12 protein-coding genes are annotated in these 14,168 nt (G+C 66.6%); 3 read left to right on the forward strand and 9 right to left on the reverse strand.

The genetic code is table 11. The features are described from left to right. Positions 1–2: 2 nt before the first annotated feature. Positions 3–953 carry an FAD binding domain-containing protein gene (locus tag QTH91_RS15425; protein ID WP_286660982.1) on the reverse strand — a complete coding sequence of 317 codons (951 nt, stop codon included), beginning with the start codon at positions 951–953 and terminating at the stop codon, positions 3–5. After that, a complete protein-coding gene (gene paoA / locus QTH91_RS15430; protein ID WP_286660983.1) occupies positions 950–1,603 on the reverse strand; it encodes an aldehyde dehydrogenase iron-sulfur subunit PaoA in 654 nt (217 codons plus the stop codon). Before paoA ends, QTH91_RS15425 begins: the two co-directional genes overlap by 4 nt. Positions 1,604–1,804: 201 nt before the next feature. Here paoA and QTH91_RS15435 point away from each other — a divergent pair, with 201 nt between their 5' ends. Continuing rightward, entirely contained in the window at positions 1,805–2,776 is a 972-nt protein-coding gene (locus QTH91_RS15435; protein ID WP_286660984.1) for a LysR family transcriptional regulator, read from the forward strand. Between the two features lie 49 nt (positions 2,777–2,825). Here QTH91_RS15435 and QTH91_RS15440 read toward each other — a convergent pair whose 3' ends face one another. From QTH91_RS15440 to urtA, 7 genes are all read right to left on the reverse strand, one after another. Further along, positions 2,826–3,173, reverse strand: a complete 348-nt coding sequence (locus QTH91_RS15440) for an FmdB family zinc ribbon protein (RefSeq protein WP_286660985.1) — start codon at positions 3,171–3,173, stop codon at positions 2,826–2,828. A 16-nt stretch (positions 3,174–3,189) separates the two neighbouring features. Further along, a complete protein-coding gene (gene fmdA / locus QTH91_RS15445; protein ID WP_286660986.1) occupies positions 3,190–4,419 on the reverse strand; it encodes a formamidase in 1,230 nt (409 codons plus the stop codon). A gap of 84 nt (positions 4,420–4,503) precedes the next feature. Beyond that, a complete protein-coding gene (gene urtE / locus QTH91_RS15450; protein ID WP_286660987.1) occupies positions 4,504–5,205 on the reverse strand; it encodes an urea ABC transporter ATP-binding subunit UrtE in 702 nt (233 codons plus the stop codon). 2 nt (positions 5,206–5,207) lie between these two features. After that, positions 5,208–5,951, reverse strand: coding sequence for an urea ABC transporter ATP-binding protein UrtD (urtD, locus tag QTH91_RS15455; RefSeq protein ID WP_286660988.1), 744 nt, complete (start codon positions 5,949–5,951; stop codon positions 5,208–5,210). Positions 5,952–5,980: 29 nt separating this feature from the next. Then, the gene (urtC, locus tag QTH91_RS15460) at positions 5,981–7,210 is read right to left on the reverse strand and encodes an urea ABC transporter permease subunit UrtC (protein ID WP_286660989.1); all 1,230 of its coding nucleotides are present in this window, start codon (positions 7,208–7,210) and stop codon (positions 5,981–5,983) included. Between the two features lie 25 nt (positions 7,211–7,235). Next, a complete protein-coding gene (gene urtB / locus QTH91_RS15465) occupies positions 7,236–8,150 on the reverse strand; it encodes an urea ABC transporter permease subunit UrtB (RefSeq protein WP_286660990.1) in 915 nt (304 codons plus the stop codon). 170 nt (positions 8,151–8,320) lie between these two features. Then, the gene (gene urtA / locus QTH91_RS15470; RefSeq protein ID WP_286660991.1) at positions 8,321–9,583 is read right to left on the reverse strand and encodes an urea ABC transporter substrate-binding protein; all 1,263 of its coding nucleotides are present in this window, start codon (positions 9,581–9,583) and stop codon (positions 8,321–8,323) included. Positions 9,584–9,841: 258 nt separating this feature from the next. Between urtA and QTH91_RS15475 the strand changes: the two genes are divergently transcribed. Both QTH91_RS15475 and QTH91_RS15480 read left to right on the forward strand, forming a co-directional pair. Further along, positions 9,842–13,237, forward strand: a complete 3,396-nt coding sequence (locus QTH91_RS15475; protein ID WP_286660992.1) for a hybrid sensor histidine kinase/response regulator — start codon at positions 9,842–9,844, stop codon at positions 13,235–13,237. Next, positions 13,230–14,135 (forward strand): response regulator transcription factor, encoded by a 906-nt coding sequence (locus tag QTH91_RS15480; RefSeq protein ID WP_286660993.1) that lies wholly within the window; start codon positions 13,230–13,232, stop codon positions 14,133–14,135. Before QTH91_RS15475 ends, QTH91_RS15480 begins: the two co-directional genes overlap by 8 nt. Positions 14,136–14,168 lie beyond the last annotated feature (33 nt).

The raw sequence follows: 14,168 nt of genomic DNA on the forward strand, positions 1-14,168 counted from the left end.
GTTCAGCTCCTTGCTTCGGCCAGTACGGCCTCAAGCGTGCGCTCGGCCAGAGCCAGCTTGAATTCGTTGTGCTCGGTGGGCCGGGCGCCCGCGAAGAGCGCGGTGATCACGGCGCTGGCACCGCGTGGCAGCCGCGCTTCGGCGGACTCGAGCCGCCACGGCTTGGGCGCAACGCCGCCGAGCGCCACGCGGCCGGTGCCGCCCGGCTGCACGATGGCCGCCACCGACACGAGTGCGAAGGCGTACGACGCCCGGTCGCGCACCTTGCGATAGACGTGCTTGCCGCCCACCGGTGCCGGCAGCGTGACGGCGGTGATCAGTTCGCCCGGCAGCAACGCGTTCTCCACATCCGGCGTCTGGCCCGGCAGCTTGTGGAAGTCCGCAATGGGGATCACGCGCCGGGCGCCGCCGCCGCGCAGGGTTTCGACCTTGGCGTCGAGCACTCGCAATGCCACCGCCATGTCGCTGGGGTGCGATGCGATGCAGGCGCTGCTCGTGCCCACCACGGCGAGTTGGCGGCTGACGCCGCCGATGGCCGCGCAGCCGCTGCCCGGCTTGCGCTTGTTGCACGCCTGGGCGGTGTCGTAGAAGTACGGGCAGCGCGTGCGCTGCAGCAGGTTGCCGGCCGTGGTCGCCTTGTTGCGCAGTTGCGCCGAGGCGCCGGCGAGCAAGGCACGCGACAGCACGCCGTAGTCGCGCCGCACGCGCTCGTGCGCCGCCAGGTCCGTATTGCGCACCAGTGCGCCGATGCGCAGGCCGCCATCCGGCGTGGCCTCGACAGTGTCGAAGCCCAGGCCATTGACGTCGATGAGGTGCGTGGGCGCCTCGATCTCCAGCTTCATCAGGTCCAGCAGGTTGGTGCCGCCAGCAATGAAGCGCGCATTGGGCGAGCGGGACGCCGCACTGACCGCTTGCGCCGGCGAGGCCGCGCGTTCGTAAGTGAAGGCCTTCATGCTTTCTCCCCCGCGACTTCGGCGATGGCGTCAGCGATGTTGCTGTAGGCCCCGCAGCGGCAGATGTTGCCGCTCATCCGTTCGCGGAACTCGATGGTGCTCATCTCGGGAGCGCCGTTCAGGTCGACCGTGACGTGGCTGGGAACGCCCTCGGCCACTTCGGCCAGCATGCCCACGGCAGAGCAGATCTGCCCGGGCGTGCAGTAGCCACACTGGTAGCCGTCGTGCTTGACGAATGCCGCCTGCATGGGATGCAGATGGCCGGGTTGCCCGAGGCCCTCGATGGTCGTGACCTTCGCGCCTTCGTGCATCACCGCCAGCGTCAGGCACGAATTGATGCGCCGCCCTTCGACCATGACCGTGCATGCGCCGCACTGGCCGTGGTCGCAGCCCTTCTTGGTCCCCGTGAGATGCAGGTGCTCGCGCAAGGCGTCGAGCAACGTCGTGCGTGCATCGAGCACGAGCCGGTGCGTCTTGCCGTTGACGTCGAGCGTGACCGGCATGGGCGCGGGTTCGCCGGTGGCGCGCACGGGATTGGTCTGGGCGGACGGGGCGGCTGCGGCACCCGTCAGGGCGGGCACCGAAGCAGTGGCGGCACCCGCCTTCAGCAGGCCGCGGCGGGAGATCGTGAACTCGTCGGGGTGGGTCATGCGGGGGTCCGTTTCATCGAGGGCGGCGTATTGAGTGGTCGCTCAGGGCGCGCTGCACACGGATTGCCGGCGCAGCTGGAGGATCGGCCGCTTCGCCAACCCTGGGCAGGACTTTAGGACCGCGCTTGCGGTCCGACTAGACCACGCGGACTTGAAGGACTGACAAGGTGCTGTTGATAATGGGGCCGCTAGGATGCGCCGATGCCCATCAATGAACTGCGTTCGATCGCGACGTTTGCCAAGGCCGCCGAACTGGGCAGCCTGCGCCAGGCTGCCGCTGCCCAAGGCATGACGCCACAAGCGGCCAGCCAGGCCCTGGCGCAGCTTGAGCGCTACCTGGGCGTGCGGCTCTTCCACCGCACGACGCGCAGCCTGTCGCTCACTGACGAGGGGCGCCAATTCCTCGAAGGCGCGCAGCCCGCGCTGATCGGCATGCAGCGGGCGCTGCTCATGGCGCGGCAGTCGAAAGACGAGATCGCAGGACCACTGCGCATCGTCGGGCCGCACTCTGTCTTTGCGCCGGTGCTGTGGCCGGTACTCGACGAGTTCTGTCGCCTCTACCCGGAGGTGCAGCCGGACGTGCAACTGGACGACCGCATCGGCAACTGGGTCGAAGACCGCGTCGACGTCGGATTTCGCATCGGCCGATCGCCGGCGGAGGGGGTCATCGCGCGCAAGCTGTTTCCGCTTCAGCTCATCATCTGCGCGGCGCCCGCGTACCTTGCGGCGCATGGCGCGCCGGACAGCCTCCATGCGCTTGCCGTGCACCGCTGCAGTGTGTTTCGCAGTTCAGCGACCGGTAAGGTTCTTCCCTGGTACGTCAAGGTGGAAGACAGCATCGTCCAGCATGAGGTCGTGCCCGCGCTGTGCTTCAACGACGAAGTGCTGGAGACCGAGGCCGTGCTGGCGGGCCACGTGCTGGGCCTGCTGACCAGCGTGGCGGCGGCGCCGCACATTCGGTCGGGGCGACTGGTGCCTTTGCTGGTCGATCACGTGGCCGACCAGTCCAGCACCTTCGTCTACTACGGCAGTCGCGCCGAACAACCCAGGCGGGTGCGGGCGTTCATCGACCTGGCCGTCCAGCGGCTGACCGACAACCCGGACTATGTGTTGACCGCCAAGGAGTTGAGAGGCGCGCAAGCCAAGGGCCGCAAGGCCTTTGAGCGAGGGTAGCTGGCGTTCGACCGGGTCGCCCAGTGCCCGACTTGCTGCGCCGCGCTCCCTAGTGGCTGATCATCCAGGGCCGCTTGCTCGGAAACGCCTTGGCGCCGTTGGGTGCCGTCACCGTCGCCTTGCGCGTGCGTGACGAGTTGCTGCAGCACCCGCAGCCGGCCGGATGCTTGAAGCGCTGATAGTCGCGCGAGGTCTTGGGCTCGTGGCTTGCCCGCTCGTTCACGTCCATCGCGCGACGCGTGCTTTCCTCCAGCAACCCCAGTCGGGGCGCGCTGGCGAACACGCGCGGCGAGGCTGCGGCGCAGTGCGGGCAAGGCGCCGGCTCGTTGCGATCGCGCAGGGCGCGAATCGCATCGAAGCCGCCGCAGTCGCGGCATTCATAGTCGTAGGTCGGCATGCGCGGCTTTCTTCGCTCAGACCAGATCGGGCGACAGCGGCATGTCGATGCTGCCGTCCAGGAACTTGGTCGGGCCGGCGGCAGTGGGGTTGATGTCGAAGTCGAAGATCTGCGTGGGCAGCCACAGCGTGGCGCAGGCGTTGGGCACGTCCACCACGCCGCTGATGTGGCCCTGCACCGGCGCCGTGCCCAGGATCGAATAGGCCTGCGCGCCCGAGTAGCCGAACTTCTTCAGGTACTCGATGGCGTTCAGGCAAGCCTGGCGATAGGCCACGTTCACGTCCAGGTAGTACTGCTTGCCGCTCTCGTCGACGCTGATGCCTTCGAAGATCACGTAGTCGTTGTAGGTCGGCACGATCGGGCTGGGCTTGAAGATCGGGTTCTTGATGCCGTACTTGGCCATGCCGCCCTTGATCAGGCTCACCTTCATGTGGACCCAGCCGGCCATTTCGATGGCGCCGCAGAAGGTGATCTCGCCGTCGCCCTGGCTGAAGTGCAGGTCGCCCACCGACAGGCCCGCGCCATCCACATAGACCGGGAAGAAGATCTTGGAGCCGCGCGACAGATCCTTGATGTCGCAGTTGCCGCCGTGCTCGCGCGGGGGCACGGTGCGCGCGCCGGTGGCGGCCGCCTTGGCCTTGGCGTCACCCGTGAGCTTGCCCATGTGGGCCGTGCCGGCGAAGGGCGGGTTGGCCAGGCCGCTGGTGGCGGGGTCGGAGTCGATCAGCGCCTGCTCGCGAGTGTTCCAGGTCTCCAGCATCTTCGGATCGGGCAGGCAGCCGATCAGGCCGGGGTGGATCAGGCCGGCGTACTTCACGCCGGGAATATGGCGCGAGGTGGTGAACATGCCATGGAAGTCCCAGATCGACTTCTGCGCCTGCGGGAAGTGCTCCGTCAGGAAGCCGCCGCCGTTCTTCTTGCTGAAGAAGCCATTGAAGCCCCACAGAGAATCGTCCTTGGCGCCGATGTCCAGCAGGTCCACCACCAGCAGGTCACCGGGCTCGGCGCCCTTCACGCCCACCGGGCCCGAGAGGTAGTGCACCGTCGTCAGGTCGATGTCGCGAACGTCGTCGGCGCTGTCGTTGTTCTTGATGAAGCCGCCGGTCCAGTCGTAGGTCTCCAGCACGAAGTCGTCGCCCGGGTTCACCCAGCAGGCCATCGGGATGTCGGGATGCCAGCGGTTGTGCACCATCTCGTTGGTGGGCGCAGGCTTCGTCAGATCGACCTTGATCAGGGTATCGGGCATGTTCACGTTCTCCGGTTCGGGTTGGAAACTAGCGAGAAGAAGGCAGCGCTTCGCGGCGGGCGCGCAGCGCCAGATTCCAGAGGGTCATACCGACAGGTAGGCCTTGATGTGCGCCTCGTCGGTCTTGTCGCGCGCGGTCTCGTGCACCAGGCGGCCGCCCTCGATCACGAACAACCGGTCGGCCACCTCCATCGCGAAGGAAAGCACCTGCTCCGAGACGATGATGGTGATGCCCTTCATCTTGCGGATCTCGTTGAGCGCCTTGGCGATGTCCTTGATGATCGACGGCTGGATGCCCTCGGTGGGCTCGTCCAGCAGCAGCACCTTGGGTTCGGTCACGAGCGCGCGGGCAATGGCCAGTTGCTGCTGCTGCCCGCCCGACAGGTTGCCGCCCTTGCGCCGGCGCATGTCGAACAGCACGGGGAACAGCGCGTAGATCTCTTCGGGAATGCGCCGCGTCTTGCTGTTCTCCAGGCCGGTCTGGATGTTCTCTTCCACCGTGAGCGTGGGGAAGATCATGCGGCCCTGCGGCACGTAGGCAATGCCCTTGGCCACGCGGCGAAAGCTCTCGTCCTTCGTCACGTCCTGACCGGCGACCTCGATGCGGCCGCTCTTGGTGGGCAGCACGCCCATCAGCGCCTTGAACAGCGTGGTCTTGCCCATGCCGTTGCGGCCCATGATGGCCACCGTCTCGTTGGCGTTGGCCTCGAACGAAACGCCATGCAGCGCCTGGCTCTGGCCGTAGGCCACGAACAGGTCCTGGACTTTCAAACGCACGTTGCTCATGTTCAATGCCCCAGGTAGACGTCGATGACTTTCGGATCGGCCTGCACCTTCTCCATCGGCCCTTCGGCCAGGATCTTTCCCTGGTGCATCACGGTGACCTTGTGCGCGATCTGCTTGACGAAATCCATGTCGTGCTCGATCACGATCACCGCGCGGTTCTGGCAGATGCGCTTGAGCAGCTCGGCGGTCAGCTCTCGCTCCTTGGCGCTCATGCCGGCGATGGGCTCGTCGAGCATCAGCAGTTCGGGCTCCTGCATCAGCAGCATGCCGATCTCCAGCCACTGCTTCTGGCCGTGGCTGAGCAGGCCGGCTTCGGTCTGCAGCTTGTCGGCCAGGCCGATGTCCTCGGCCACCACCTGCACGCGCGCCTTGACTTCGTCGGTGCACTTGAAGGCCAAGGCGCCGAGCACCGAGCGGCCCGAGGGGTACGACACCTCGAGGTTCTGGAACACCGAGAGGTTCTCGTAGATCGATGGCGTCTGGAACTTGCGGCCGATGCCCAGGCGCACGCGCTTGTGCTCGGCCATGCCCGTCAGCTCGGTGTTCTTGAACTTGATGGAGCCGGCGCTGGCCTTGGTCTTGCCGCAGATCAGATCGAGCAGCGTGGTCTTGCCGGCGCCGTTGGGTCCGATGATCACGCGCAGTTCATTGCGGTCGATGTACAGGGTCAGCTGGTCGATGGCCTTGAAGCCGTCGAAGGAGACGGTCAGGTCTTCCACGGCCAATGCGAAGTCGGTGTTGCTCATGCGGTGGGCTTTCTGCTGCGTTGCGTGATTCAGGCGCTCTGGCCGCGCATGCCGTCATGCAGGCCGCCATGCTGTGAGCCCGGTTCGGCCGATGTCGGCTTGCCGGCGGTACGCGGCGGCAGCGGCTCCGGGTAGGCCGCGTGCGCAGCGGCCACGCGCGCCGCCTCGGTCTTGCGCGTCACGCCGCGCTGGCGCCACCAGGGCTTGATCTTTTCTTCCCACAGGCCCGCCAGGCCCATCGGGAAGGCCATCGTCACGCCGATGAAGAGCGCGGCCATGAGGAACAGCCACAGGTCCGGAAAGCTTTCCGAGAACAGCGTCTTGCCCGCGTTGACCAACAGCGTGCCGTAGACCGCGCCGACCAGGCTCATTCGCCCGCCCACGGCGGCGAAGATCACCATCTCGATCGATGGCACGATGCCCACGAAGCTGGGCGACATGAAGCCCACCTGCAAGGCGAACAGCGCCCCGCCGATGCCCGACAGCCCGGCTGCCAGGCAGAAGGTGAACACCTTGAAGTTCGACACGTCGTAGCCCGAGAAGCGCACGCGGTCTTCCTTGTCGCGCATGGCCAGCAGCAAGGTGCCGAGCTTGCTGGTCTGGATCCAGCGGCACAGCACGATCGAGCCGATGAGCAGCGCCACGCAGACGAAGTAGAGGATGTACTTGGCGCTGTCGGTGCGCGTGTCCCAGCCCAGCAGCGTCTTCAGGTCGGTCATGCCGTTGACGCCGCCGGTGTAGCCCTGCTGGCCGATGATCAGCACGGTCAGAATCAGCGCAACCGCCTGCGTGATGATGGCGAAGTACACGCCGCCCACCCGCCGCTTGAACATGGCGAAGCTGATGAGCCAGGCCAGCAGCATGGGCACCGCCACCACCAGGATCAGCGCCAGCGGCAGGCTCTTGAACGGCAGCCACATCAGCGGCAGCTCGGTGATCTGGTTCCAGTCCATGAAGTCCGGAATGCCGGGCGTGGACTGGATCTTGGTGCTCACGGGGTCGGAGGCTTCCAGCTTGAGGAACATCGCCATCGCGTAGCCGCCCAGCCCGAAGAACACGCCCTGCCCCAGGCTGAGCACGCCGCCGTAGCCCCACACCATCACAAGCCCCACGGCCACGAAGGCGTAGCACAGGTACTTGCCCACCAGGTTGAGGCGGAAGATGTCGAGCGACAGCGGCAGCACCACCGCGAGAAGCAAGGTCAGCAGCAGCAGGCTGCCCAGTTGATAGCGAAGCACGAGGGCCTTGATGGCGTTCATGGATATCTACTCCCGATGCGAGAAATCAGCGGCGGACCTTGGAGGCGAACAGGCCTTGCGGCCGCAACATCAGAATCAGCACGATCAGCGACAGCGTCAGCACCTTGGCCATCGAACCGGTCATGAAGAATTCAGAGATCGACTGCGTCTGGGCAATGCCGAAGGCAGAGACCACGGTGCCCAGCAGGCTGGCCGCGCCACCGAAGGTGACGACCAGGAACGAGTCGACGATGTAGAGCTGCCCCGAGGTCGGGCCGGTGGAGCCGATGGTGGTGAAGGCGGCCCCCGCCACACCCGCAATGCCGCAGCCGATGGCGAAGGTGAGCCGGTCGGTCTTCTTGGTGTCGATGCCGGTGGCGTTGGCCATCGTGCGGTTGGCCACCGTGGCGCGCACCCGCAGGCCCCAGCGGCTTCTGTGCAGCGCCAGCAGCACGCCGGCCGTGACGATGGCGGTGAGCGAAAGCACGAACAACCCGTTGATCGGAATGTCCAGCCCCTCGGCCGGCGCCCATGAGCCCATCAGCCATTCCGGCAGCGTCGGGCTCACTTCCTTGGGATTGATGAAGGTGCGAAAGCACTGCTGCAGCCCCAGGCTCACGCCCCAGGTGGCCAGCAGCGTGTCGAGCGGTCGGCTGTAGAGGTGGCGGATCAGCGCCCATTCCATGATCCAGCCGAAGATGAAGGCCACCCCGAATGCCAGCACGATCGCGATGGGAAAGTAGTAGGCCATCGCACCCGGCGCCATGTGCTCGGTGAACTGCGCCGACATGTAGATGGTGTAGGCGCCGATGGCCATGAACTCGCCATGCGCCATGTTGATCACCCCCATCTGCCCGAAGATGATCGCCAGCCCCAGCCCCATCAGCAGCAGCACTGCGAACAGCGACAGCCCCGCAAAGCCCTGCATCAACCCGATGTTGAGCATGTCCGAAAAAGTCATGGCGTACCCGAATAGCGAAGTGAATCAACATGGCGACGTCGGGGCTGCCTCGCGGCGAGCGAAGCGAAGCCCCTTCGGGAACACCGCGGAACTGGCTTTGCCAGACCGCAGGTGTTGCCCCCTCGAGGGGGGATGCGAGCTACACGAAGTGAGCGAGAGTCGGGGGTGGTTTACTGGTAACCCTTGGGAAACGGATCCGGCTTGATCAGCTCCGGCGACTCCGCCACCACCTTGAAGGTGCCGTCGGGCTGCCCTTGCGCAATGCGCGACTTGCTCCACAGGTGGTGGTTGGCGTCCAGCTTCACGTAGCCTTCGGGGGCAGTCTTCAGTTCGATGCCGGGCGATGCCGCCACCACCTTGTCCACGTCGAAGCTGCCGGCGCGCTCCACGGCGGCCTTCCACAGCCAGGGGCCGAGGTAGCCGGCCTGCGTCACGTCGCCGATCACCGCGTCCTTGCCGTACTTGGCCTTGAAGGCCTCCACGAACTTCTTGTTGTTCGGGTTGTCCAGCGTCTGGAAGTACTTCATCGACGAATAGAAGCCCGCGAAGTTCTCGCCGCCCACGCCGGTCATCTCGTCCTCGGTCACCGACAGGGTCAGCAGGAACTGCTTGTCGCCGGTGATGCCCGCCGCCTTGAGCTGCTTGTAGAAGGCCACGTTCGAGCCACCCACCACGGCCGCGAAGATGCAGTCGGGCTTGGCGATCTTGATCTTGTTGATCAGCGAGTTGAAGTTGGTGTGGCCGAGCGGGTAGTACTCCTCGCCCTTGACCGAGCCGAGCTTGCCCACCGTCTCGATGTGCTTGCGCGCGATCTTCATCGAGGTGCGCGGCCAGATGTAGTCGGAGCCGACGAGGAAGAAGGTCTTGGCCTTCTTCTCCTTGGCGCCCCAGTCCAGGCCCCAGATGATCTGCTGCGTGGCTTCCTGCCCGGTGTAGATCACGTTCTTGCTCTGCTCCAGGCCTTCGTAGAAGGTGGGGTAGTACAGCAGGCCGTTTTCCTTCTCGAACACCGGCAGCACGGCCTTGCGCGATGCACTGGTCCAGCAGCCGAACACGGCAGCCACCTTGTCGTTGACGAGCAGCTTCTTGCTCTTCTCGGCGAAGGTCGGCCAGTCAGAGGCGCCGTCTTCCTTGATCACCTTGATCTTGCGGCCCAGGATGCCGCCCATCGCGTTGATCTGGTCGATGGCCAGTTGCTCGGCCTGGATCGAGCCCGTTTCCGAGATCGCCATGGTGCCGCTGGAAGAGTGCAACTGGCCCACCGTCACTTCGGTGTCGGTCACGGCCAGCTTGGTGGTGTTGACCTGCGCGGTCGGCGGCGTCTGGGCCAGCGCCAGACCGCCCAGGCCCATGGCCGGAAGGGCTGCCGCGCCTTGCAGCAGTCGGCGGCGACGCAGGTCGAGTTGTTCGGCGGGATCGAGGGAACGAGGCATCAAATGACTCCAGGCAGTTCAACGAAAGGGCGCGCTGCACCATCGCAGTGCGGTCGTCGGTGCCGCGAAGCACCATGGCCGCAACTCTAGGAACGCCGCTGCGTAGGTCGAATACGTCATTCAACGTAGCGTTGCGCGCCGTCGTCGCGTCAGACTGCGCCGTATCGAGAGCTAGCGGCGCCGCGCCGGCACAAGGAGCGGTTCTTGCAGTACCAGGGCACCCTGCCGCTCCCGGCCTCGACGCTGTTCGCACACGCCATGTCTTCCTCACTGCCCGGCCAGAAAATCTTCCGCATCCGGCGCGACTACAACACCTGGGTCGCCAACGAGACGCTGGAGGACTACGCCCTGCGCTACACGCCGCGCAGCTTTCGCAAGTGGTCGGAGTTCCGGGTGGCCAACGCGGCATTCGGCGCCACGTCGTTCCTGGCGCTGGAGGCCATCGGCGGGTCGCTGGCGCTGTCGTACGGTTTCACCAACGCGATGTGGGCGATCCTGGTGGTGGGCCTCATCACCTTCCTCACGGGCCTGCCGATCTCGTACTACGCCGCACGCCACGGCGTCGACATGGACCTGCTCACGCGCGGCGCCGGCTTCGGCTACCTGGGCTCGACCATCACGTCGCTCATCTACGCGAGCTTCACGTTCATCTTCTTCGCGCTGGAGGCGGCCATCCTCGCGCTGGCAGTGCAGATGTACGTGGACTGGCCGCTGCCGGTGCTCTACCTGCTTTCGTCGCTCGTCATCATTCCGCTGGTGATGCGCGGCATCACCATGATCTCGGGCCTGCAGTTGTGGACGCAGCCCATCTGGATCGTGCTGTTCTTCCTGCCATTCCTGGCGGTGCTGGCCAAGAACCCCCGGCTGTATGCCGACTTCACCAGCCTGGTGGGACGCGTGTCGGGCAGCAGCGGCTTCGATCCGCTCATGTTCGGCGCGGGCGCCACGGTGGCTTTCTCGCTGGTGGTGCAGATCGGCGAGCAGGTCGACTACCTGCGCTTCCTGCCCGAGAAGACCCGCGAGAGCCGCTTCCGCTGGTGGACCGCCGTGCTCGTTGCCGGGCCCGGCTGGATCGTGCCGGGCATGCTCAAGATGATGGGCGGCGCGTTTCTCGCGTTCCTGGCCCTCCAGCACGAGATCCCGCCGGAGCATGCGGTCGAGCCCACGCGCATGTACCTGGCCGGCTTTGCCTACGTGCTGACCGACCCGGTCTGGGTGATGGCCATCACCGCGCTGTTCGTCGTGGTCTCGCAGATGAAGATCAACCTGACCAATGCCTATGCCGGTTCGCTGGCGTGGTCCAACTTCTTTGCGCGCCTGACGCACAGCCACCCGGGGCGGGTGGTGTGGCTGGTGTTCAACGTGATGATCGCCGTGCTGCTGATGACGCTGGGCGTTTTCGGCGCACTGGAGCGGGTGCTGGGCCTGTACAGCAACATCGCCATCGCCTGGGTGGGCGCGCTGGTGGCCGACCTGGTCATCAACAAGCCGCTGGGCTACAGCCCCAAGACCATCGAGTTCAAGCGCGCCCACCTGTACGACCTCAATCCCGTGGGGCTGGTGTCGATGGTGGTGGCGGCGGGGGTGGCGATCGTGGCCTACGCGGGCCTGCTGGGCGAATGGGCGCAGGCCTTTTCGTCGTTCATCGCGCTGACCGTGGCCATGATCGCCTCGCCGCTGCTGGCGCGCCACACGCGCGGGCGCTACTACCTGGCGCGCACCGACGTCAGGCGCTGGACGCCCGGCCAGGTCGTGCGCTGTTCGGTCTGCGAGAACCGCTTCGAGTCAGAGGACATGGCCTGGTGCCCCGCCTACGGCGAGCCGATCTGCTCGCTGTGTTGCACGCTCGAATCGCGCTGCCACGATCGATGCAAGAAGGACTCGCGCGCGGCCGAGCAGATCAGCGGCTGGTTGCGCGCGTGGCTGCCCGGCCGCATCGCCACGCGGCTGAACTTCCGCGTGGCGCACTACCTCGTGGTGGCCAGTTCGCTGGTGGCCCTGGTCGCGGGCATCATGGGCATCGTCTACGCGCAGGAGGGCATCACCGGCACCGGCACCGAACTGCTGCGCTCGCCCTTCCTGAAGGTGTTCGCGCTGCTGTCCCTGGTGGCGGTGGTGGGCGCGTGGTGGGTCGTGCTGGCCAGCGAGAGCCGGCACATGGCGCAGGAAGAATCCAACCGGCACAACCACCTGCTGTCCGAAGAGATCGAGGCGCACCAGCGCACCGATGCCGCGTTACAGGCCGCCAAGGAAGCCGCCGAGGCCGCAAACCAGGCCAAGACGCGCTACGTGGCCGGCATGACGCACGAGCTTCGAACCCCGCTCAACAGCATCCTGGGCTATTCGCAGATCCTGCTCAAGGGCGGCGCGCCGACGCCGCCGCCGCGCGAGGCGCTGTCGACCATCCACAAGAGCGGCGAACACATGCTGGGCTTGATCGACGGCCTGCTCGACCTGGCGCGCATCGAAGCCGGTCGGCTTCAGCTCGAGCCCGCGCCGCTGTCGCTGCCGCAGTTCCTCGACGAGATCGTGCACATGGTTCGGCCGCAAGCCGAAGACAAGGGCCTGGCCTTCGTCTACACCGTGGCCGGCGAACTGCCGCCCTGGGTGCTGGCCGATGCCAAGCGGCTGCGCCAGATTCTCATCAACCTGCTGGCCAACGCGGTGCGATTCACCGAAAGCGGCACCGTCACGCTGCTGGTGGACGCGCGGCGCGAGGTGCTTCGCTTCGACGTGATCGACACCGGCATCGGCGTGGCGCCGCAGGACCGGCAGCGCATCTTCCTGCCCTTCGAGCGCGGCGCCGCCGGCCGCCGCGCTGGCGTGCCGGGCACCGGGCTGGGCCTGACCATCACCGGGCTGCTCACATCGCTGATGGGCGGCGAGCTGACCCTGGCCGACAGTTCGTCCAAGGGCAGCACCTTCAGCGTTCGCATCTATCTGCGCAAGGTGGCGGACCCCGGGCCGCAGGTGGAGGCCCGGCGGCCCATCTCGGGTTACTTCGGCCCAAGGCGCACGCTGCTGGTGGTGGACGATCAACCGGTGCAGCGGCAGATGCTCGCGGGCATGCTGATGCCCCTGGGTTTCGACGTGCGCGAAGCCGCCAGTGGCACCGAATGCCTGGACAGCCTGCGCGAGAACCTGCCGTCGGCCATCCTCATGGACATCAGCATGGACGAGATGGACGGCTGGGACGCCGCCTCCCGCGTGCGCCAGGCCGGCTACACCGAAGTGCCGATCCTCATCGTCTCGGCCAACGTCTTCGAGAACCAGGCCGAGCGCCTGCAGGCCGCCGGATGCCAGGCCTTCATCGGCAAGCCGGTGATCGAATCCGAGCTGATCGCCGTGCTCGAACGCCACCTGGGGCTGGAATGGTTGTCGCACCCGCCGGCTCATGGCGTAGGCACTGCGCAGATCGCCGACCCCGCCCCTGCGGCAATGCACTTGCCCGACGAAGCGCGCGCCGAGTTACTGCGGCTGGTGCAGTTGGGCCATGTGCGAGGCCTGCAGCAGTCGCTGGACCGCTTGGCCCAGGCCCACCCCTCTTTGGCTGCGGCCTGCAGCCACCTGCGCGGCATGGTCGCGCGATTCGAATTCGACAAGCTGCGCGCCGCGCTGGCCCAACCACATGCAGACCACACGCTCAATGCCTGAAGATCCCATCGTCCTCGACGACGACCCCGCCGAGCGCCCTGTGGTGCTGGTGGTGGACGATGCGCCCAGCAGCCTGGGCTTGCTGTGCGATGCGCTCGAAGGCGCTGGCTACACCGTGCTGGTGGCCGCGGACGGCGAATCGGCGCTCGAACGCCTGGACTTCGTCGCGCCTGACGCCATCCTGCTCGACGGCATGATGCCGGGGCTGTCGGGCTTCGACACCTGCCGGCGCATCAAGGCCAACCCCGCGCATGCGCACATCCCGGTGCTGTTCATGACCGGCCTGTCGGAAACGCCGGACGTGGTCGAAGGCTTTGCCAGCGGCGGCGTGGACTATGTCGTCAAGCCGATTCGCGTGCAGGAAGTGCTGGCCCGCCTGCACACCCACACGCGCAACGCCCGCATCACGCGAATGGCCCGCGATGCGGTGGACGTGGCGGGCATGGGCACCGTGTTCGTCGATGCGCATGGCCGCATCGCGTGGCGATCGCCACAGGCCGCGCAGTGGCTGCCGCTGCTCGGACCCGTGGAGCACGCGGGCCACCTGCCGCGTGCGCTCACGCCGGCGCTGAAGGCCGGGGCTGCGCTTCGCGCCACCACCAGCACCGGCACGCGACTGTCGGTGCGAAACCTCGGCAGCGCCACGCTGGGCGAGACCATGCTGCTGCTGGCCCAGGAGCGCGGCGCTGGCGCGGGCCGGCTGGCCGAAGCGGCCCTGACGCCGCGCGAGACCGAGGTTCTTTCGTGGCTCGCCAAGGGCAAGACCAACCGCGACATTGCCGAGATCCTGGGCATGAGCCCGAGGACCGTGAACAAGCATCTGGAGCACATCTTCGAGAAGCTGGGCGTGGAGACCCGTGCGGCAGCAGCGGCGCTGGCCAGCGGCCAGCTGGATTGAGGCGACTCCTTCCTACACGCGACGCGCCTGGCG

Origin of the sequence: Variovorax dokdonensis (assembly GCF_030316895.1) — a bacterium.
Lineage (GTDB): Bacteria > Pseudomonadota > Gammaproteobacteria > Burkholderiales > Burkholderiaceae_C > Variovorax > Variovorax dokdonensis.

What these genes read in the sequence shown, in the direction of transcription:
- QTH91_RS15425 (WP_286660982.1), bottom strand. Translation starts at nt 953, where the DNA reads ATGAAGGCCTTCACTTACGAACGCGCGGCCTCGCCGGCGCAAGCGGTC.
- paoA (WP_286660983.1), bottom strand. Translation starts at nt 1,603, where the DNA reads ATGACCCACCCCGACGAGTTCACGATCTCCCGCCGCGGCCTGCTGAAG.
- QTH91_RS15435 (WP_286660984.1), top strand. Translation starts at nt 1,805, where the DNA reads ATGCCCATCAATGAACTGCGTTCGATCGCGACGTTTGCCAAGGCCGCC.
- QTH91_RS15440 (WP_286660985.1), bottom strand. Translation starts at nt 3,173, where the DNA reads ATGCCGACCTACGACTATGAATGCCGCGACTGCGGCGGCTTCGATGCG.
- fmdA (WP_286660986.1), bottom strand. Translation starts at nt 4,419, where the DNA reads ATGCCCGATACCCTGATCAAGGTCGATCTGACGAAGCCTGCGCCCACC.
- urtE (WP_286660987.1), bottom strand. Translation starts at nt 5,205, where the DNA reads ATGAGCAACGTGCGTTTGAAAGTCCAGGACCTGTTCGTGGCCTACGGC.
- urtD (WP_286660988.1), bottom strand. Translation starts at nt 5,951, where the DNA reads ATGAGCAACACCGACTTCGCATTGGCCGTGGAAGACCTGACCGTCTCC.
- urtC (WP_286660989.1), bottom strand. Translation starts at nt 7,210, where the DNA reads ATGAACGCCATCAAGGCCCTCGTGCTTCGCTATCAACTGGGCAGCCTG.
- urtB (WP_286660990.1), bottom strand. Translation starts at nt 8,150, where the DNA reads ATGACTTTTTCGGACATGCTCAACATCGGGTTGATGCAGGGCTTTGCG.
- urtA (WP_286660991.1), bottom strand. Translation starts at nt 9,583, where the DNA reads ATGCCTCGTTCCCTCGATCCCGCCGAACAACTCGACCTGCGTCGCCGC.
- QTH91_RS15475 (WP_286660992.1), top strand. Translation starts at nt 9,842, where the DNA reads ATGTCTTCCTCACTGCCCGGCCAGAAAATCTTCCGCATCCGGCGCGAC.
- QTH91_RS15480 (WP_286660993.1), top strand. Translation starts at nt 13,230, where the DNA reads ATGCCTGAAGATCCCATCGTCCTCGACGACGACCCCGCCGAGCGCCCT.